General features: G+C 69.7%; 17 protein-coding genes and 1 pseudogene. 9 read left to right on the top strand and 9 right to left on the bottom strand.

Features of this window, described 5'->3' with window-relative positions; all coding sequences use genetic code 11:
• Positions 1-118: 118 nt before the first annotated feature.
• Both VG296_RS31670 and VG296_RS31665 read right to left on the bottom strand, forming a co-directional pair.
• On the bottom strand, positions 119-931 hold the full coding sequence (locus VG296_RS31670; protein ID WP_325572191.1) for an Fpg/Nei family DNA glycosylase: 813 nt from the start codon (positions 929-931) through the stop codon (positions 119-121).
• 7 nt (positions 932-938) lie between these two features.
• Positions 939-1,814 (bottom strand): LysR family transcriptional regulator, encoded by an 876-nt coding sequence (locus VG296_RS31665; RefSeq protein WP_325572190.1) that lies wholly within the window; start codon positions 1,812-1,814, stop codon positions 939-941.
• Positions 1,815-1,931: 117 nt separating this feature from the next.
• Here VG296_RS31665 and VG296_RS31660 point away from each other — a divergent pair, with 117 nt between their 5' ends.
• From VG296_RS31660 to VG296_RS31650, 3 genes are all read left to right on the top strand, one after another.
• Positions 1,932-2,792 (top strand): aldo/keto reductase, encoded by an 861-nt coding sequence (locus VG296_RS31660; protein ID WP_325572189.1) that lies wholly within the window; start codon positions 1,932-1,934, stop codon positions 2,790-2,792.
• A 62-nt stretch (positions 2,793-2,854) separates the two neighbouring features.
• Positions 2,855-4,099: an MFS transporter gene (locus VG296_RS31655; protein WP_325572188.1), complete on the top strand. Its 1,245-nt coding sequence runs from the start codon at positions 2,855-2,857 to the stop codon at positions 4,097-4,099.
• 21 nt (positions 4,100-4,120) lie between these two features.
• The gene (locus tag VG296_RS31650) at positions 4,121-4,744 is read left to right on the top strand and encodes a GNAT family N-acetyltransferase (protein WP_325572187.1); all 624 of its coding nucleotides are present in this window, start codon (positions 4,121-4,123) and stop codon (positions 4,742-4,744) included.
• A gap of 16 nt (positions 4,745-4,760) precedes the next feature.
• On the opposite strand, the gene VG296_RS31645 is transcribed toward VG296_RS31650, so the two are convergent.
• The gene (locus tag VG296_RS31645) at positions 4,761-7,772 is read right to left on the bottom strand and encodes a putative bifunctional diguanylate cyclase/phosphodiesterase (RefSeq protein WP_325572186.1); all 3,012 of its coding nucleotides are present in this window, start codon (positions 7,770-7,772) and stop codon (positions 4,761-4,763) included.
• 274 nt (positions 7,773-8,046) lie between these two features.
• Between VG296_RS31645 and VG296_RS33105 the strand changes: the two are divergent.
• Positions 8,047-9,651: pseudogene (locus tag VG296_RS33105) on the top strand (FMN-binding glutamate synthase family protein).
• A 54-nt stretch (positions 9,652-9,705) separates the two neighbouring features.
• Here the strand turns inward: VG296_RS33105 and aspS are convergent.
• Positions 9,706-11,028 (bottom strand): aspartate--tRNA(Asn) ligase, encoded by a 1,323-nt coding sequence (gene aspS / locus VG296_RS31620; RefSeq protein WP_325572184.1) that lies wholly within the window; start codon positions 11,026-11,028, stop codon positions 9,706-9,708.
• A gap of 385 nt (positions 11,029-11,413) precedes the next feature.
• On the opposite strand from aspS, the gene VG296_RS31615 reads away from it, so the two are divergent.
• Both VG296_RS31615 and VG296_RS31610 read left to right on the top strand, forming a co-directional pair.
• Positions 11,414-11,941, top strand: a complete 528-nt coding sequence (locus tag VG296_RS31615) for a gluconokinase (RefSeq protein ID WP_325572183.1) — start codon at positions 11,414-11,416, stop codon at positions 11,939-11,941.
• A 91-nt stretch (positions 11,942-12,032) separates the two neighbouring features.
• Positions 12,033-13,088 (top strand): chitinase, encoded by a 1,056-nt coding sequence (locus VG296_RS31610; protein WP_325572182.1) that lies wholly within the window; start codon positions 12,033-12,035, stop codon positions 13,086-13,088.
• Here the strand turns inward: VG296_RS31610 and VG296_RS31605 are convergent.
• The 4 genes from VG296_RS31605 to VG296_RS31590 all read right to left on the bottom strand — a co-directional run bounded on the left by VG296_RS31605 (position 13,075) and on the right by VG296_RS31590 (position 16,708).
• Entirely contained in the window at positions 13,075-13,701 is a 627-nt protein-coding gene (locus VG296_RS31605) for a phosphatase PAP2 family protein (RefSeq protein ID WP_325572181.1), read from the bottom strand. The two genes, VG296_RS31610 and VG296_RS31605, sit on opposite strands and share 14 nt — an antisense overlap.
• Before the next feature lie 82 nt (positions 13,702-13,783).
• Positions 13,784-14,431 (bottom strand): DedA family protein, encoded by a 648-nt coding sequence (locus VG296_RS31600; protein ID WP_325572180.1) that lies wholly within the window; start codon positions 14,429-14,431, stop codon positions 13,784-13,786.
• 527 nt (positions 14,432-14,958) lie between these two features.
• The gene (locus tag VG296_RS31595; protein ID WP_325572179.1) at positions 14,959-16,299 is read right to left on the bottom strand and encodes a M56 family metallopeptidase; all 1,341 of its coding nucleotides are present in this window, start codon (positions 16,297-16,299) and stop codon (positions 14,959-14,961) included.
• 4 nt (positions 16,300-16,303) lie between these two features.
• A complete protein-coding gene (locus VG296_RS31590) occupies positions 16,304-16,708 on the bottom strand; it encodes a BlaI/MecI/CopY family transcriptional regulator (protein WP_325572259.1) in 405 nt (134 codons plus the stop codon).
• A gap of 595 nt (positions 16,709-17,303) precedes the next feature.
• Between VG296_RS31590 and VG296_RS31585 the strand changes: the two genes are divergently transcribed.
• Positions 17,304-17,948 carry a VWA domain-containing protein gene (locus tag VG296_RS31585; protein WP_325572178.1) on the top strand — a complete coding sequence of 215 codons (645 nt, stop codon included), beginning with the start codon at positions 17,304-17,306 and terminating at the stop codon, positions 17,946-17,948.
• Between the two features lie 354 nt (positions 17,949-18,302).
• Here VG296_RS31585 and VG296_RS31580 read toward each other — a convergent pair whose 3' ends face one another.
• Positions 18,303-19,007 (bottom strand): TetR family transcriptional regulator, encoded by a 705-nt coding sequence (locus tag VG296_RS31580; protein ID WP_325572177.1) that lies wholly within the window; start codon positions 19,005-19,007, stop codon positions 18,303-18,305.
• A gap of 143 nt (positions 19,008-19,150) precedes the next feature.
• On the opposite strand from VG296_RS31580, the gene VG296_RS31575 reads away from it, so the two are divergent.
• Together VG296_RS31575 and VG296_RS31570 are read left to right on the top strand one after the other, a co-directional pair.
• A complete protein-coding gene (locus tag VG296_RS31575; protein ID WP_325572176.1) occupies positions 19,151-19,324 on the top strand; it encodes a hypothetical protein in 174 nt (57 codons plus the stop codon).
• A complete protein-coding gene (locus VG296_RS31570) occupies positions 19,317-19,733 on the top strand; it encodes a hypothetical protein (protein ID WP_325572175.1) in 417 nt (138 codons plus the stop codon). Before VG296_RS31575 ends, VG296_RS31570 begins: the two co-directional genes overlap by 8 nt.
• The last annotated feature ends 45 nt before the right edge of the window (positions 19,734-19,778 follow it).

Raw genomic sequence — 19,778 nt, 5'->3', positions numbered from 1 at the left:
TTGCGCCCGTTCAGGATCTTCTGGGGCTCGGTCCCTGCTGGCAGAGCGGGCACCAGTAGGTGGCGCGTTCCTCGCCTGCCGCGCCTTGATCTGCGGAGCGCACCGGCGTTCCGCCCGTTCAGGATCTTCTGGGGCTCGGTCCCTGCTGGCAGCGCGGGCACCAGTAGGTGACGCGTTCCTCGCCTGCCGCGCCCTGATCCGCGGAGCGCACCGGCGTTCCGCATCTCAGGCACTGGCCACGCCTGCGGCCGTACACCCACAGGGTTCGCCCGGTCCGCGTCTCGCCGGTGGTGATCCGCATGGGCCGGTCCCGGTTGGCCATCAGGAGCCGGTGCGCCCGGTCGACCAGCCGCGCCAGGTCGGTCACCTCGGCGACCGGCGTCCACGGCGTGACCCCGCTCAGGAAGCAGAGTTCTGATTTGTAGACGTTGCCTATCCCGGCCAGATCGCGCTGGTCCAGCAGTGCCTCGCCGATCGGCCGCGCCGGATCCGCCGACAGCCGGCGCACCGCCTCCGCCGCCGCGGCCGTGTCCCAATCGGGATCGAGCAGGTCGGGCCCGAGGTGCCCCACGGCCCGCTGCTCGTCAGCCGTTCGGAGCAGTTCTAAGACCGGCAGCCGGTATCCGACCGCCGTTCGGGCGGCGGTGCCGAGGATGGCACGGATCTGATGTGCGGGGCCGCCGCGCCACGACTCGCCGGACTCGAAGATCCGCCACGAGCCCTCCATCCGCAGGTGCGAGTGCAGCGTCCAGCCGTTGCCGAACCGCATCAGCAGATGTTTTCCACGCGGCCGCACCGACTCGACGACACCGCCGGAGAGATCGACCGTGGCCAGCTTGGGCACACGCAGATCACACCGCGTCAGCTCTCGGCCGGCCAGCGCGTCGTCCAGCCGCGCGGCCGTCTGCCAGACCGTGTCTCCTTCGGGCACGTCCCCATCATCGCATCGGCGCAACGTGCACTTGGCCCAGCAATGCCGCGGCGGCGGGACTGGGCGGATCGGCCGTGACGCTGACCGTCTCCCACGCCGGGACCTCTCCGTCGAGGGGGATGAAGCGCACCTGGTCGGTCTTGACGGAGAACGAGCTCGGCACCAGCGCCACACCGAGCCCGCAGGCCACGAGATCGAGCAGCGAGTGCACGTCCGTCACCTCCAGCGCGACACGCCGCTCGACCCCGGCCGCCGCCAGTACCCGGTCGGCGAGGTCGCGCGAGCCCCAGGTCAGCGGGAAGTCGACGAACTGCTCGTCGAGCAGATCCGCCAACTTGGCCCGGTCCTTCGCCGCGGCGGGATGTTCGGGTGCGCAGGCCAGGACCAGATTCTCGCTGTCGAGCGGGCTGACGACCACGTTCTCCGGCTCACGCGTCGGCCGCGAGACGAACGCGATGTCCAGGCGTCCGGTGCGCACGAACTCGACCAGTTCGTCCGAGCCGCCCTGTCGCAGCCGGATCTCGACGGCGGGATGCTCGCTGAGGAAACCCGCGAGCAAGGTCGGCAGATGGACCGCGTGCAGACACTGCAGCGAGCCGATCGACAGCGAACCGCGGAGCAGTCCTTGGACCGCGGCCACGGCCTCCTTCGCCGCATTGCTCGCGGACAGCGCCCGCAGAGCCTCGACGAGCAGCGCCTGCCCGGCGGCCGTGAGCTGCACCTGCCGTGTGCTGCGCAGGAACAGCGTGGCCCCCAATTCCTTCTCCAGCGAACGAATCGACGCCGACAGGCCCGACTGGGCGATGTGCAGGCGTTGCGCCGCACGAGTGAAGTGGCACTCCTGCGCCACGGCGACGAAGTGCTCGAGCTGCCTGAGCTCCATGGTCCACCCACCTATCAGCGCGAGCGCTTAGTGAGATCAGTATTTTCTGTTGGACAGACTAATCCCGGAGGGCGAGGCTGGAGAAGCGAGAACGAACTACCTTGGAGGAGCTCCGTCATGCAGACTCGTTGGATCGGGGACCGGGCGGTCAGCGCGATCGGACTCGGCGGCATGCCGATGTCGATCGAGGGGCGGCCGGACGAGCGGCGTTCCGTCGCCGCGATCCACGCCGCCCTCGACGCCGGCGTCACGCTGATCGACACCGCGGACGCCTACCACCGCGACGCCAACGAGGTCGGGCACAACGAGTCCCTGATCGCGGGCGCCCTCGCGAGCTACGGCGGCGACACGTCCGGCGTGCTCGTCGCCACCAAGGGCGGCCACCTGCGCCCCGGCGACGGTTCGTGGACCCAGAACGGCGACCCGGCGTACCTCAAGCAGGCCTGTGAGGCCTCGCTCAAGCGGCTCGGCGTCGAGGCCATCGGGCTCTACCAGTTCCACCGGCCGGACCCGCGCGTCCCGTTCGCCGATTCGGTCGGCGCGCTGCGCGAACTGCTGGACGAGGGCAAGATCGTGCGCGCGGGCCTGTCCAACGTCGACCCCGAGCAGATCAGGCAGGCGCGCGAGATCCTCGGCGACGACCTGGTCAGCGTGCAGAACCAGTTCTCGCCGGCGTTCCGCTCCAGCGAGCCGGAGCTCTACCTGTGCAACGAGCTCGGCCTCGCCTTCCTGCCGTGGAGCCCGTTCGGCGGCATCACCCGCGCCGCCGGCCTCGGGGACCGCTTCGCCGTCTTCGCGGAGGTCGCCACCGCGCACGGCGTGAGCCCTCAGCAGGTCTGCCTCGCCTGGCTGCTGGCCAAGTCGCCGGTCGTCATCCCGATTCCCGGATCCTCGCGTCCCGAGACGATCCGCGACTCCGTCGCCGCCGACTCGCTCGAGCTCAGCGCCGCGGAACTCCTCCGGCTGGACGCCGCATAGACTCGATTTCCCTGGCCGACAGCGCTGTCGCCGACCTTCGCCTCGAACTCACAGTCAGAAAGTTGGCCAGCGCAATGCTCACCGGCGCCTCCCGCCGTGCCCTGCTCGCTCTCGCCGTCGGCGGATTCGCCATCGGCACCGGCGAATTCGTGATGATGGGCCTCCTGCCGCAGGTGGCCTCGGACCTGTCCGTCTCGATCCCGCAGGCCGGGCAGCTGATCTCGGTCTACGCGCTGGGTGTGGTCGTCGGCGCGCCGCTGCTGACGGCCGCCTCAGTCCGCTTCCAACGCAAGACAGTGCTCCTCGTACTGATGAGCTGGTTCGCCGCGGGCAACCTGCTTTCGGCCGCCGCGCCCACGTACAGCCTTGTGATGCTCGGCCGCTTCGTCTCCGGCCTGCCGCACGGCGCCTTCTTCGGCGCGGGCGCGGTCGTCGCCGGATCGCTCGTCGAGCGCAACCGCGCGAACAGCGCCATGGCCGTGATGTTCGCGGGCCTGACCGTGGCGAACATCGTCGGCGTCCCGCTGACCACGATCCTCGGTCAGCACACCGGTTGGCGCGCGGTCTACGCGATCGTCGGCGTGATCGGGCTGCTGGCCGTGATCGCGATCGCGATCGCGGTGCCCGCCAAGGCCGCGCAGGAACAAGCCGAGCAGAACGTCTCGATCGTGCACGAGCTTCGCGCGTTCGCCAAGCCGGAGGTCTGGCTCGTGCTCGGCGTCGCGATGCTGGGCGGCGGCGGACTGTTCGCCACCTTCAGCTATATCACGCCGATGATGACGAACGTGACGCACTACGCCGACTCCAGCATCACCTGGCTGCTGGTTCTCTTCGGACTCGGCATGACGGTCGGCAACCTCGCCGGTGCCCGAATGGCCGACCGCTTCCCGACACACACGCTGCTGATCTCGCTCGGCGCGGAGATAGCCGTCGCCGTCGCGTTCCTCGCGGCCGACCACAACCGCGTCACCGCCGCGATCGCCATCTTCCTCTTCCCGCTCACCGCGCTCGCCGGTCTGCCCACGCTGCAGGGCCGCATCATCGCGCTCGCCGGAGGCGCCCCCAATCTCGCCGCCGCCTCGATCCAGGCCGCGTTCAACATCGCCAACTCGCTCGGCGCGTACCTCGCCGGCCTGGCGATCTCCGCAGGCCACGGATACGGCTCGGCCAACGCCGTCGCCGCGGTCCTGGTCGTGATCGGTCTGGGCCTGGCGATAGCCGCCACGCTCGTCGAGCGCCGTCGCAACGGCAACGCCGCGGCTTTGTCGGAGCCCCGTGATAGAAGTCAATACGCTGAAGTGAATTGACGGGCAACGGGTGGTGAGTGGATGGCGCGCAAGACGGAAGCGGGTTCCGGTGTGAGAGTCGTGCCCGCGAACGACGCTTCGTGGGAGGACCTGCAGGCGGTGTTCGGCGAGCGCGGGGACGCGCACGGCTGCCAGTGCCAGCGCTACAAGATGGGCAACGCGCACTGGGCGCCCGCGCCGTTCGAGGCGCGGGCGCAGGCGTTACGCCGGGAGACCGAATGCGGCCACGCCGACGCCGAGTCCACGACGGGCCTGATCGCCTACCTCGACGAAGAGCCGGCGGGCTGGGTGAACGTCGAGCCGCGCGTCGCGTTCCCCGGGCTGCGCAAGACCCGCATCCCGTGGTCCGAACGCGTCGAGGACGAGGACGACCCGGGCGTGTGGTCGGTGACCTGCTTCGCCGTGCGCGCGGGTTTTCGAAGGCGCGGGGTCACGTACCCGCTCGCCGCGGCCGCCGTGGATTTCGCCCGCGAACGCGGGGCCCGGGCGCTGGAGGGGTATCCGATGGTGCCCGAGCCGGGGCAGGAGATCAGCTGGGGCGAGCTGTTCGTGGGCAAGCGGAGCGTGTTCGCCGCGGCGGGCTTCCGGGAGGTGAGCAGGCCGACGAAACGACGGGTCGTCATGCGGATCGATTTCGAGGGCTGAGAACTGTGACGACAATCTATGACGACGCGAAGCCGATGGTGGAGGGCGAGTAGTGGTTGCCGTTCACCCGAGCGTGCGGAGGCGTGGCTCCAGGGCCGAGCAGTTGCATGGCCTTGGCCAACGGGACCGGCCGCGAGTACAGGTACCCCTGTCCGTAGTGGCACGAGGTGTCCATCAGCATCCGCTCCTGGCCACTGGTCTCGATGCCCTCGGCCACGACGCGCATGCCCACCGCGGCCGCGATGCCGACGATGCCACGCACGACTTCGGCGCGGGCCGTGGAGGTCTCGATGGTGTCGATGAAGGACTTGTCCACCTTCAGAATGTCGAACGGCATGTCCGGCAGGTAGCTCAGTGCCGAGTGCCCCGTGCCGAAGTCGTCGATGGCCAGCGTCACGCCCATCGACTTCAGGTCCCGGAGCGCGTCCAACGTCCGGCCGGTGCCGTCGATCACCGAGCTTTCGGTGATCTCCAGGCACAGGGCATCGGCCGGGACGCCGTTCGACTCGAGCGCGGAGGCGACGTCAGCGGTGAAGTCCGGCTCCGCCAGCTGCAACGCCGAGACGTTCACCGCCACGCGCAGCGGGCACTTCCGCGACACGATTTGCCTGAGCTGTGCCAGATCCGCCACCGCCTGACGCAACGCCCAGCGGCCCAGCGGCACGATCAGACCCGTCTCCTCGGCCAACGGAACGAAGGAGTCCGGCGGGATCGCCCCCTGCAGCGGGTGTTGCCACCTGGACAGCGCCTCGAAGGCGACCACGATGCCCGTGCGCAGGTCGACGACCGGCTGGTAGTGCAGGTTCAGCGCGTTCGCGGCGAGTGCGGACGAGAGGTCCTTGCGCAGCGCGAATCGGCTGACCGCCCGCTCCGACATCGAGAGCTGATACGCGCGCCACGGCCTGCGCCGGTCGGCCTTCGCCTCGGCCATCGCCAACCCGGCCCGGCTGATCGCGTCGTGCGGGTTCGCGATCGCGACCAGCGGCACCGCGCCGACGATCACCTCCGGCGTGACGAGCTCGGTGTCCACCTCGACCGCCCGGGACAGCTCCATCTGCAGCCGCCGGGCCAGCGACTCCGCGTCATGGCAGCCGACGTCCGCGGGCACCGCGAGCGCCCCGAAGACCGCGCCGGTGATCCGCGCCGGGGAGCCGGTCAGCGTCTCGAGCCGCCGGGCAAGCGCGACCGTGACCTTGTTGAGTATGTCCAGGCCTCGCAGGTTATTGATGTCCCAGAGATTGTTGATCTGCAGCAGCGCGACGACCGGGGCCTCGCCGGGCGCCGACGGCCGGGGATCCGCGAGCGCCGCCTCGATCTGCGCGACGAAGCGGTGGCTGTTGCCGATGTCGGTCACCGCGTCGTGGAACGCCAGGTACTCCAGCTTGCGCTGCATCCGCTTCTGCTCGGTCACGTCCCGGACCGTCAGCACCATGCCGCGCACCGTCGGATCCTCGCGCAGGTCCGCGAAGCGCACCTCCAGCTCCAGCAGTCCGTCGGCCCGCACGACGGTCCAGTACTCGGGCACCTGATCGTCGGTCTCGCCGTACGGCAGGTTCAGCCGGTGCCGCACGGCCTGCGCGTTCTCCGCGCCGAACACGTCCTCGGCCGTGGCGCGCGAATGATCCACGTCGCCGAACAGGTCGCGCGCCGAGGGGCTGGCGAAACGGACCGCTCCGCTACCCGAAACAATCATGATCACGTCGGCGGCGTTGCGCACCAGCGTCCGGAACTGCGCCTCGCCGGCCCGCCGGGACCGCTCGGCGGTCAGCCGCACCCGGTCGAGGGCGTGGTTCGCCTGCCCGGCGAGCATCTCCAGCGCCACCCGCCCGGCCACCAGCAGGGACAGCTCACCGGCCACCCCGATCGCGAGCTGAGCCTTCTCAGCGTTCTGACCCGGCGGGACGACGGTGATGTGCGGTCGGCTGCCGAGAACGCGGTGTATCCGGGCGACCGGGCGCGCGTCGTCGGTCGCCTGCTCGGCCGCCTGCCGGTCCGTGTCGAGCGTGGCCGCCGCGTTGGGTCCCTCGGGGCCGTTCGCGCACACCACGATGCCGCCGTGCCGCCGCGTGCTCGGGCACGACTCGACGGCCGCCATCGTGGACGCCAGCACGCGTGTGGTGTCCGGGGCCCCGGACAGCGCGACGGCGATCGAGCGGATCGCCTCGTCCGCCTTCGAGCGGCGCCGGACATCGCGCAGCAGCAGACAGACCGTGGCGAGGAGCAGCAGCAGTACGAGATTCGCGAAGCCCGGCCTGGCGATCTCCAGCGGCGGCCCGAGTAGCGCGATGACCAGCAGGGTGGCGGACGCGAGCGTCGGCCGGGGCAGCGGCGCCGAACCGTACGGGGTCGCGGACCACCCCGGCGGCGCCGTGTCCGGGGACGGCGGCTCCTTGGCCACCGAAGCCGGCATGATCGCGAAGCTGCCGAGCACGGCCAGCCCGCTCAGCCACAGCAGGCGCATGGCCGTGAGAAAGCCGCTCGGCAGGCCGTGCGGACTGTTGTGCGCGAGCAGGAAACCGATGACCGCCAGCAGCAGCATCTGCGCGCTGGCAGCGAGCAGCCAGATCCGCAGCGGCGGCGCGGGCCGTTCGCGGCGCAGCTCCCGGCGCAGCGCGACCAGTGCTACCACGTCGCAAACCGCGTACGCCGCCACCATCGTCAGCCACGAGTCCGCGTGCGCGGAGTCGCGGGTGAGCAGCAGAACCAGTTGCGTCCAGATCAACGAGGTGAGCGTCACGAGCAGAACCAGCAGGTCCACGTCGCCGAGCCAGGTCGAGCGGCGGATCCGTCCGGTGATCGTGAGCATCACGGCGGTCGCGGTGACCAGATATCCGACCATGACCTTCCCCGTCGCCAGCGGACCGCCGAAGGCGAGCGCATGGCCGTGATTGATGATCGCGATGACGATCCAGACGGCGGTGATCATCAAAAGGCCGGTCGCGGTGAACCAGGCCCAGCGGCGCGCGGAGCGGTTCACCGCCACGCACACCGTGGTCAGCGCGATGGCCGCCGCGGCCGGCCACGTCACGAGGCGGGCAGCGGGCGAAAACGCCCCCACGACCAGGAGCGCTGTGAGGCAGATCCCATACCGGATGATCCGGTGCAGAGTTCGGTCCTCGATGTGGGACAAGGCGGATCAGCCTCCCAAGCACAGCGAGTTTCGGATATTCACCACATATCCGGAGGTCAGGCTCGAGTGACTATACCAGCACATATTGTAGTGTCCAGAATTAATGAGAAATCAGTGAGGTCACGATTCGACCGAGTCCCGGCGTGCACTAACGTTCAGCCCCATGGGCCTGATGATTCTGCCGGGACTACTGCTGCTCTCGGCGGCCGCGATCGCGGTGACGACGGCTTTTTCGCTCTGGTGGCTGCTCGCGGCCGTGCCGCTGACACTTCTTTCGTTACTCGGAGTGCGCGACTATTTACAGCGCGAACACGCCATCCTGCGCAGCTATCCGGTGCTCGGGCACTTGCGCTTCCTGCTCGAGCGGATACGCCCCGAACTGCAGCAGTATTTCATTGAGCGGAACTACGACGGACGGCCCTACGACCGGGATACCCGATCGGTGATCTACCAGCGCGCCAAGGGCACTCACGGCGAGCAGGCCTTCGGCACCGAGCGGGACGTCGAGCAGTCCGGCTACGAGTTCGTCGTGCACTCGGCCGCTCCGCGCGAGCCCGAGCCGGCGCAGCCGCGCGTACGCGTCGGCGGCCCGGATCGCACGAAGCCTTATGACATGTGACATGGCTCTGCTGAATGCCTCCGCGATGAGTTTCGGCGCGCTCAGTGCGCATGCCATTAGAGCCTTTAGTCGTGGCGCCGCACTCGGCGGATTCGCACATGACAGCGGTGAGGGCGGCATATCCGCGCACCACCGCGAGGGCGGCGACCTGATCCGGGAGATCGGCGGCGGCTACTTCGGCGCGCGTACCGCGGATGGCCATTTCGACCCGGACAATTTTCGGGACAAAGCCGCGGACCCGCAGGTCAAGTGGGTATTCCTAAAGCTCAGCTAGGATGCGAAACCGGGCATAGGCGGCGTACTGCCCGGCGCGAAGGTGACCCCTGAGATCGCCGGGATCCGCCGTATTCCGCTCGGCGTCAAATGCGTCAGCCCGTCCGGACACAAGGTTCTTCAGCACGCCGCGTGAACTCGTGCTCTTCATCGCCCGGATGCGCGAACTCGCCGACGGTAAACCGACCGGCTTCAAGCTCTGCGTCGGATCGCGAGGCGAAATCCTCGGCATCTGCAAGGCGATGGTCGACGAGGGCGTGACTCCGGACTTCATCGTCGTGGACGGGTCGGAGGGCGGCACCGGCGCGGCGCCGCTCGAATTCGCGGACTACGTCGGCATGCCGCTGACCGACGGCCTGATCACGCTGCACAACGCGCTCGTCGGCACCGGCCTGCGCGACCGCGTCAAGATCGGCGCCAGCGGCAAGGTCGCCACCGGCATGGACATCGTCAAGGGGATCGCCCAGGGCGCCGACTACACCAACGCGGCCCGCGCGATGATGATGGCCATCGGCTGCATCCAGGCCCAGAAATGCCAGACCGACCACTGCCCGGCCGGCCGTCGCCACGCAGGATCCGCGCCGTTGCCGGGCCCTGGACGTGACCGACAAGAGCGAGCGGGTGCGCCGCTACCAGCAGGCCGCGGTCGCGGAGGCGCAGCAGATCATCGCATCGATGGGACTCGAGGGACCGCACCAGCTCTCGCCCGGGATGCTGATGCGCCGGATCGACCACCACGCGGTCAGCACCTTCGCAGAGATCTTCGAATGGCTCGAGCCCGGCCAGCTGCTCGCCGAACCTTCGCACAGCTGGGCCGCGGACTGCGAGGCCGCGCATCCGGACCGCTTCGGCCTGGTCCCGATCCTCACGGCCTCCGTCCGCTGAATATCACGGAGCCTGTCAGGGAGCTGCCTGGAATGAGACAGCTCCCTGAGCCGGTCAGGGACTGAGCCGCGTGATGTCGCGCGGGAAAAGCGTCGCGAGCCGCACGTTCTCCACGCCGATCAGCCTCGCCACCCAGCGCTCCAATCCCAGCGCGAACCCGCCGTGCGGCGGCATCCCGTGCTGGAACGCCTGCAGGTAGCCCTCGTACGCCTCGACGCCCTCACCACGTGCCGCGAGCGCCGCGACGTAGTCCTCGTACCTGTGCAGCCGCTGCCCGCCGGTCACGATCTCCAGTCCGCGAAACAGCAGGTCGAAGCTGTTCGAGTACTCCGGCCGGTCCGGCTCCGGATGCGTATAGAACGGCCTTTTGCGCAGCGGATACCCGGTGACGAACAGAAATTCGCTCCCGTGCTCGCGCATCGCCCACTCGCACAGCCACCGCTCGTGCGCCGGAGCCAGGTCGGGCTCGCCGCGCGGGTCCTCGGCGGTGTGCGCGGCCAGCAGCTTCTGCGCGTCCGCGAAATGAATCTCCGGGATCCGCGACGGAATCGCAGGCAGTCGCGCCTCCAACAGCTCGCACTCCGCGCCGGCCCGCTCGCGCACCGCGCCGATCATCCCGGCCACGGCCGCGCTCAGCACGCCCATCACGTCGTGGTGGTCCCTGATGAAGCCCAGTTCGGCGTCCAGCGACGTGTACTGCGCAAGGTGACGCGCCGTGTCGCTCGGCTCGGCGCGGAAGACCGGGCCCGTCTCGTATACGCGCTCGAACACCCCGACCATCATCTGCTTGAAGAACTGCGGGGACTGCGCGAGGTACGCGCGGGTGCCGAAATAGTCGATCCCGAAGACGTTCGCCCCGGTCTCGGTCGCCGAACCCACGATCTTCGGCGTGTGGATCTCGGTGAAACCGAGCCCGTCCAGCGCAGCGCGATACCCGGCCACGGACGCGGCCGCGATCACGTGCGGAGCGCGCAGCCGCGGGTGCCGCAGGGCGACGGGGGCGTGGTCCAGGATCGTCGGCAGCGTCGCGGGAACGGTCGGCCGATACAGGTCGAAGGGCGTGGGCGCGGCGCGGCTGGAGAGCACGGTCACGCTCGGCTCGGTCAGTTCGAGGCCGCCGGGTGCCTGCTCGTTCGCGGTCGCCACGCCGCTGACCCGCAGCACGGTCTCCTCGCCGACGCCCTCGACGGCGGCGAGTTGCTCGGGCGTGGTCAGCACGGCCTGGACCAGGCCGGTGCGGTCGCGCAGGACGAGGAAGGTGACGGATTTCAGGGTGCGCCGCCGATGCAGCCAGCCCTCGACGGTCACCGGCTCGCCCGCGTGTTCGGGCAGTCGGGCCGCGAGCACGCGGGTGGCGGAAGTGGTGGAGATCAACATCACAGGCCTTCACATGTGTGGTGATCCCTTGGGAGTGCGGGCGAGAAGGGGACTCGCGGTGCCACCGCACTTTCGCCGCCGCTGCCGGGTGGTGGGCGGCGGCCTCGAAACGGCCCGATGACGGGGGCCGGCCGGCGGGGCATCGGTCGCCGTGCGGCTCCGTTCCTCCCCGCACTCGGGAGGGTCTTCGCCGGCCGGGGCAGGTCCACCCTCTCAGCCTCGGGGCGGCTCTCTCCGCATGCCTGGTCGGTCGGCTACTCGTCTCCGTCAGCGCGTTGCGAAGACGCTACTGCATGCTCACCCACCGGTACAAACACATTCTTTCGCGCGGTGGACTCGACCCTGTTCGTGGCCCCGTCGTTCCAAGGGCGTAGAGTCACCGATCATGTCGATACCCGTGCCCGTACTGCTCGTGTGCGGCGTGTCCGGCAGCGGCAAGACGACGATCGGCACGCTGCTCGCGAAGCGCCTCGGCTGGGCGTACGCCGAGGCCGACGCGTTCCATCCCGCCGCGAACGTCGCCAAAATGGCCTCGGGCCGGCCGCTGACCGATGCCGACCGGGCTCCGTGGCTGGCCGCCATCGGCGCGTTCATAGACGAGACGACGGCCGCCGGAAGGTCCGCCGTCGTCAGCTGCTCGGCACTCAAGCGCACGTACCGCGACGAGTTGCGATCGGGGCGGTCGTCGGCACGGGCGAACCTGCGCTTCGTGTTCCTGGATGTGCCGTACGACGTGGTCAGCGAGCGCCTGCGGGCTCGCGAGGGGCATTTCTTCCCGGCGGATCTGCTGGCGAGTCAGTACCGTGATCTCGAGGCGCCCGCACCCGAGGAGCACGTGCTGGACGTGCCGATCTCCGCGGACATGACACCGGACGCGACCGTGGCCCGGATCCTCGCGTCGCTCGCCGCCTGAACCCCCACCCTTGACACCCCGTGGCGTGGATCCTAGAGTCCCCCGCACGCGTAAGGAAACCTTCCTTATGCGTTGCTGCATAGGGAGATCCGTGAACCCACTCCGCACCGCCGGCACGGTGCTGGCCGCGGCCGTCCTCGCTGCCGCCGGACCCGCCGTCGCCTCCGCCGCCTCCTCGGCTCATCAGGGCACGGACTGGCAGGCGCGCCCGCTGCCCGCACACATCTTCGCCCCGTACTTCGAGGGCTACACCACCGACGACCCGGCCGTGCTCGCGGCCGAGTCCGGCGACAAATACCTCACGCTCGCGTTCATCCAGACCCCGGCCCCAGGGTCCTGCGACATCGACTGGAACGGCAACGCGTCTACCCCGATCGCGTACTCCACATACGGCAAGTCGATCGACGAGATCCGCGCCCACGGCGGCGACGTCATCCCGTCCTTCGGCGGCGCCGCCGCCGACTACAACGGCATGGAGATCGCCGACAGCTGCACCGACGTCGCGAAGATCGCCGCCGACTACGAGCAGGTCATCACCACCTACGGCGTCACCCGGCTCGACTTCGACGTCGAGGGCAACTCGCAGTCGAACAAGGCGGGTATCGACCGGCGCAACCAGGCGATCGCGCTCGTCGAGAAGTGGGCCGCATGCCAGCACCGCACCGTGCAGTTCGTGTACACGATCGGCACGAACGTGAGTGGGCTCGACGTCCCGGACGGCGAATACGTGCTGCAGAGCGCCGTCGCCAACCACGCCCGCATCGACATCGTCAACATCATGACGTTCGACTACTATGACGGCCAGCCGCACGAGATGGCCCAGGACACCGTCACCGCGGCCACCGCCGTCGTCGACCAGCTCAAGACGATCTACCCGCACAAGTCCACCGAGCAGTTGTGGCACATGCTCGGCATCACCGAGATGGCCGGCATCGACGACTACGGCCCGCCCGAGGTCTTCACCACGGCCGACGCCGCGTACGTGAAGAGCTGGGCGACCAGGACCGGCATCGCCGAGCTCTCATTCTGGGCCCTGGAGCGGGACAACGGCGGCTGCGTCGGCACCGCCGGTGCCGACAACTGCTCCGGCGTGGCGCAGTCCACCTGGGAGTTCAGCCACGAGTTCGAATCCTTCAACCGCTGGTAGAGCACTGATCCGAGGATCTCTCGGCCTCGGCCAGGCCGCCCGCGCGGCGCGTCACGCGGGCGACCAGGCCGAGGCCGCTCACCAGCCGCCAGCCGCCGAGCACGATCAGGCCGCTGAGAAGCATCGCTGCGATCACGTCGTGCGGATAGTGCTGCCCGAGATAGACCCGCGAGAAGCCCTCCACCAGCGCCAGGGCCGTGCCGATCGCGCCGAGTCGGCGGTCGATCAGCCACAGTCCGGCCGCGAACGCCGCCGCCACGATCGTGTGGTCCGACGGAAACGAGTAGTCCGTCGGCCCGGGACACGCCTGGACGGTCGTCACATGCTGGAGCGCGAGGCAGGGCCGCGCCTCGCGGAAGACCTGCTTGAGCAGCAGCCCGCAGGCCACGCTGAGCCCGCTACCGATCAGGGTCCATACGGCGGCCGCAAGCCGTACCCGGTCGTCGCGCCGCCACGCCCAGAAGCCCGCGCCGACGACGGTGCCCGCCAGGATCACGATCAGAGCCACCGTCAGGAAGCTCATCGTCCCGTCCAGCCACCGCGTGTGCTGGGCGAAATCAGTGACGTCGCGATACCAGCCGTCGTCGATTGAAGTCACATTGTTCGAAGTCACGTTGCTCAAGGTCGTGCCCTGTCCAAGGTCGCGCTGTTCAAGGTCGCATTGTTCAAGATCGTGCTCATGGCGCCCTCCGCTCTCAGCCCTCGCTGCGCTTACCCTCTCCATCACGGCGCGAGCGGAATATTTCGAGCGCGAGCGGGATCAGCGAGACGACGACGATCACCGCGATGATCGGCAGCAGGTACTTGTCGATGCTCGGGATGCTGGAGCCGAGCGCGTACCCGGCGAGGGTGACGCCGATCGACCAGACCAGGCCGCCGGCCGCCTGCCAGATCGCGAATGTGCGGGTGGGCACCTCGAGGATCCCGGCGAGCGGGTTGAGCACCGTGCGCACGACCGGGATGAAGCGCGCGAGCACGATCGCCTTGCCGTGCCCGTACTGGTCCAGGATCTCCTCCGCCCGGTCCACGCCGCGCTGCAGGTGCTTGTTGCTGCTGCGCGCGAGCAGCGTCCGCCCGCCGCGCTTCCCAAGCCAGTAGCCCGCCTGCGCCCCGAGCAGCGCCCCCGCCGCCGCGGCCGGCAGCACCGCCCCGAGATTGAGGTGCACGCTTCCGCTGGCCGACGTCGTGCACAGCAGCCCGGCCGTGAACAGCAGCGAATCGCCCGGCAGGAAGAACCCGATCAGCAGGCCCGTCTCCGCGAACAGGACAAGAAAGACGCCGAAGGCGCCCAGGCTGGACAGATAACCGTTCGCGCTGAGCGGATTGAACGCCAGGTCGTGCATGGGCGGAAGCCTCCGGACGAGTCGAAATCAAATCTACACTGCTGTAGAACTTCTACAGCAGTGTAGAGGATCAGGACCGTGCCGGGGGACGATAGCGGCGCGGCGCGCTTGTGCGGATTCTGTGAAGGGGTGAAGTGGGAGGCCGGGGCCGGTGTGGGGGAGGGGGCGAGAGGGCTGGACGAGACCCGCCGAGGGTTCGCGCCGACCGGCGCTGTGGCTCCGCCCCGCACTCCTGACCGTGCACTCCTGAGCGCGCACTTCTGACCGTGCGCTTCTGACCGTGCACTCCTGAGCGCTCACCGCTAACCGTTAGCTCCTGCCCGTGCTTCGCTCCGCTGTGGCGTGCCGACCGACCGGCGGCTCCGCTCCGCACTCCTGAGCGCGCACTTCTGACCATGCACTCCTGAGCGCTCACCGCTAACCCCTAACCCCTAACCCCTCAGCCCATGCTTCGCTCCGCCGTGGGGTGCCGACCGACCCGCGGCTCCGCTCCGCACTCCTGCCGCTCACCGCTAACCCCTAGCCCCTCAGCCCATGCTTCGCTCCGCGGTGGCGTGCGCGAGCGAGAGCAGATCCTGCAGGTGGTCCGCCGCCACCAGCGCGCAGATCGCCACCGCACCGAGGAAGAGCAGGGTCGCCGTCAGCGTCGGCAGCCCGCGCCGCGGCGTAGGCGCGGACGTCAGCAGCGCCGCCACCCGCCGCGGCACCGGCCCGGCCCCCGCCAACTGATCATCGCGCCCGGCCCCCCACCCGAACCGCCGTCGTCCCGCCGCGCCGACCGTCTGTTCGTCGTGTCCGCCACGCCGTGCGAATCGCCGTCGTCCCGCCGCGGCGACCGTCTGTTCGCCGTACTCCGCCTGCTGTCCGAGTCGCTGCTGTGCGGTTCCGGTGCCCGGCTGGTCGTCGTGTCCGCCGCGCCACTCGAATCGGCGTCGTCCCGGCGCGCCGACCGTCTGTTCGTCGTGCTCCGCCTGCTGTCCGAATCGCCGCTGTGCGGTTCCGGTGCCCGGCCGGTCGTCGTGTCTGCGGAACCATCCCAGTCGCCGTTGTCCCGACTCGTCGAGTCCGGCCATCCGCCGACGGCCACTTACTCGCGCACAGGTTTCCGAGTCGACCATCCCGAGGGCACCGGCTATTGCGGTACCGGTCCCGGCCTTGGTCGCCTTGGCCGCGAGCGCCGCGCTGGCGATAGCGCGCGCCACAAGTTGCCGGTCGCCGACGGCCGCCGCGGCTGACTCGTCCGCCCAGCGCTCGACCGAATACTCGACCGCCGACGCGAGCGGCCTGACCAGTGGATTCGCCGCTGCGGCGAGGCGTGCGACCGCGGTGAACCAGTGATGGCGGCCAGTCAGGTGCGCGCGTTCGTGGGCGAGCAGCGCCGCCCGGCCGCGGTCGTCCAGTACGCCGAGCATCCCCGTCGACACGACGATCCGCCCCGGCCGTCCCGGCACCGCGTAAGCATCGGCAGCCGCGTCGCCCGTGACGACGAGCTCCGCACGCCCGGGGAGCGACTGCGCGTGCTGCCACGCGTTGGCCAACGCCCGCCCCCGCCGCACGGCGAACGCCGCCGCCGCGAGCAGCGCCGCGCCCAGCGCGATCGCCGCCACCAGCGACGTCCATCCGCCCGGCAGTCCCGCGCCCACGACGATGGACGAGGACCAGTGCCCGAGCCGCGCGAGCCACGTCATGCGCACCAGGGGCGAGAGAACAAGCAGGCCGAGCGCACCGCAACTCGTCCCCGCGAGCAGCAGCGCGCCACCTGCCATCAGCCACGTGGCGAGTTGAGGCTGCACCCGCGCGGACACGGCGCGGGCCAGCGGTCCCGCCGCGAGCGGGAACAGGAGGGACAAGAGAATCAGGACGCGCATTCGTTCACCGCCGCTCGCGGCCGTTCCCCTCGGGCCCGCCGTCGTCGGCCGCCGATTCGGCTCCGGCCACTCCGGCCAGCAGGGACCGCAACAGTTCCTCGTCCCGCTCCGAAAGATCCGCCACGAAGCGCGACAGCACCGCCTCCCGATCCGCCGACCGGTCGAGCAACTGCGAAAGTCGCCGCGCCGCCAGGCCGGCCTCGTCCGCGACCGGCGCGTACCGATACGCCCGTCCGTCGCGCTCCCGGGTGAGCGAGCCCTTCTCGTGCAGCCGAGTGAGGATCGTGACGACCGTGCTGTACGACAGCGCGGATCCAGCCTCGTCGTTGCGCGCCAGCAGCTCACGCACCTCGCCCGGGCTCAGCGCCGCCGCCGCGCTCCACAGCACGCCCAGCACAGCCGACTCCAGTGCCCCCGCCGCCCGCCGCCCCGCTGCGCTCTGCTCGAGTGCTCCAGCACCCCGTCGCCCGTCCGACTCAAGTGCTCCGTCCGTCCGCGACCCATCCAACTCCAGCGCCCCCGCAGTTCGTCGCCCGTCCGAGTCCAGCGGTCCCGCCGTCCGCGGCCCAGCCGCGGTCTGCTCGTGTGCTGCCGTAGCCCGTCGCCGGTCCGAGTCCAGCGGTCCCGCCGTCCGTGGTTGATCCGACTCCACCAGCGCCCCGGTAGCCCGTCGCCCGTCCGCCGGCAGCGGTCCCGCCGTCCGCGGCCCGGTTCCAGCCAGCTTGAGTGCGCCCGCGTCGCGTCGCCTGTCCGACTCCAGCGCTCCGGTGGGCCGCCGCTCGGCTGCGGTCTGCTCGGGCACTCGGCCGCCGTCCGGCTGGTCGGCCGTCGGCCCACTCGCCGCGCCGGGCTTGCCGCCACGCTGCTCGCGTCGCACGCGTCCTCCCGCCTGAAGTTTGCCTGCCCCTGCCGCCGAAGTGCTACGGGCTTGTAGAAGATTCGGAATCTTCAGTCTGCCACACGCGTCAACCGCACTGTCGCGCGCGGCGGAGCACAATCGAGCCATGACGAACCCTGACTACCGGCACATCATCACGATCGTCGACCGCTCAGGCTCGATGCACGCCTGCAAAGAGGCGACCGAAGAGGGCATCAACGGACTGTTCGCGGGCCAGGCCAAGGACACCGGGGACGGAAGTCGGGCCACTGCGTCGCTGTACCAGTTCGACACCGAGCACGACATTGTCTTCGCGCAGGTACCCCTCGACGAGGTCCCGTCCTACCGCCTCGTCCCACGCGGCGGCACCGCCCTGCTCGACGCTATCGGCTTTGCGTTCGCGCAGGAGGGGGAGTGGCTCGCGTCGCTCGAGGATCACCAGCGCCCCAGCATGGTCATCGCCGTCATTGCGACCGACGGCATGGAGAACGCGTCACGCGAGTACAGCCGTCCGCAGATCCAGGAGATCATCACGCATCAGCAGGATTTCTACAGCTGGCAGACGCTGTTCATCGGAGCCAACATGGACGCCGTCAGGGTGGCGGCAGGCTATGGCATCCCCGCCCAGCAGGCGATGACCTTCCGAGCCTCGCCCGCCGGCGCCGCGAGCTCCCTGGACTCCGTGCACAGCGCGCTGTCTCGTGGCCGCGCGGGACAGGGCTACGGCTTCACCCCGGCTGAGCGCGCCGCCGCTCTCGACGACGGCAACTAGGCATTCAGGCAAGCGGGCAATCAGGAAAATAGATAACTAAGCATCCTGATCAGCTCCGGCACCGGCTCAGTCAACGGCGGCCGGGCACGACAGCGCATCCTCGTGCCATCCGTGGATCGGCTTAGCAGCCGACGGCTGCGGGGCAATGGCGGCATGCCCTTGTGCAATCCGTGGAATACCTTGCCTGTCGACGGCCGCGGTGCAACGGCGGCGCGTCCTCGTGCGATCGGTCGACCGGCTTACCTGTCGGCAGTCGCGCTACGGCACGTCCTCGTGCAATTCGTGGACAGGCTCACCAGTCGACGCCCGTGGCGTCACGGCGGCGCGTTCTTGGGCGGTCTGTTAGCCGACTGCTCACTCGTCGGCGGGTGGGCGTTCGGTGAGCCAGTGCTCGCGGCCGACGGAGACGATCCGCAGTTGGGTCAGGGCCTCGGCGATGATGCGCTCTTCGGCGGCGAGGTCGTTGACGTCTGCGTCGAGCAGGTCGGCCGCCGTCAGCATGATCACGTTGACGTAGAGGCGACCGAGCACGCGCATGTCCCCGTCGTCCCAGCCCTCCGACCCGGGCTGGAGCCGCAGGTCCTCGACGAGCTCGTCGATGTACGTGTCGAGCTGGGCGGCGATGGCCTCGCGCACGGCCGCGACGCCGCCGTGCCGCTCGCGTGCGATGAAGCGGAAGTGCGGCATGTCGGCGCGGACGTGCTCCGCCACCACGTCCACCGTCCGCCGCATTATGTCCTCGGTCTCGGCCTCCGGGGTGCGGATGTCCCGGATCAACTCGTGCATGCAGCCGAGCGACTCCTCGACCAGGGCCACGCCGAGCTCGCCGAGGTCCGCGAAGTGCCGGTAGAACGCCGCCGGAGCGATGCCCGCCTCGCGCGTCACCTCGCGTAGACCCAGGCTGCTGAGACTCTGCCGCTCCATCAGCCGAAGCGCCGCGTCCAAAAGGGTCTGACGCGTCGCCAGCTTCTTCGCGCTGCGCACGCCCAACCCCGCCGCGGCGGTCGTCGGCGCGCTCGCTGCGATCGGCGCAGTGCTCGATGTCTCGCTCGCGGGCATCCTGTGACTCAACTCACTCGGTGAACGACTGTTTGCTGTCTTCGGGAAGGGTACACTGGATTTCAGTGAACAAGTGTTACGGAATCTGAAATCACCATCGAAGATCACCGTCTTCGAGGATAGTTCGGGAGAGGGGAAGCATCATGGTCGCGTTGATGATCGCGATGGTGTTGCTCGCCGTGTTCGTCGGTGCACTGGCCTTCGTCACGAGCCCGGTCGGACTCACGCTGGCAGCCGTCATCGCCGCCTGGCTGCTGATCTACGCGGGCCGCAGCCTGCTGGCCCGCCGCGGCGAAGAGGCGGCGCGCCGTGGCTGAGCAGCAGCACACCGCTGGCGCCACACAGCTCGCCGAGCGTCCGGCCCACGCCGGATCGCCTGCTGAGCCCGCCGCTAGCGCCACCACCACTAACACCACCGCCAAGTCGTCCAACACTCCGCGTCGGCCCGGCGGCTCGTCCAACACGCCGGGCACGGGAACGAAGCCGATCCCGTTCGCGGCCGTCTCGTTCGTGAGCGGGCTGGTCGGCCTGCTCGTCGCCAACCTGGTGCTCGGCCCGCTCGCCATCGTGCTCGGCGCGATCGGCCTGCGCGCCGACAAGAACCGCCGCGTCCGCGCGGTGCTCGGCATCCTGCTCGGCGTCGCCGACATCGCCGTATTGCTGTTCCTCGCGGCCCACTCGGGCGCGCACCACGGCTCGCTGAGCTGGAACTTCTTCAGCCGCTGAGCCGACCGAGGCCACCTGGCCGTCCGCGGGAGATTTCCCGCGGGC

The organism is Actinospica sp., assembly GCF_035552695.1.
Taxonomy (GTDB): domain Bacteria; phylum Actinomycetota; class Actinomycetes; order Streptomycetales; family Catenulisporaceae; genus Actinospica.
This window is presented reverse-complemented; position numbering and strand designations above follow the sequence as displayed.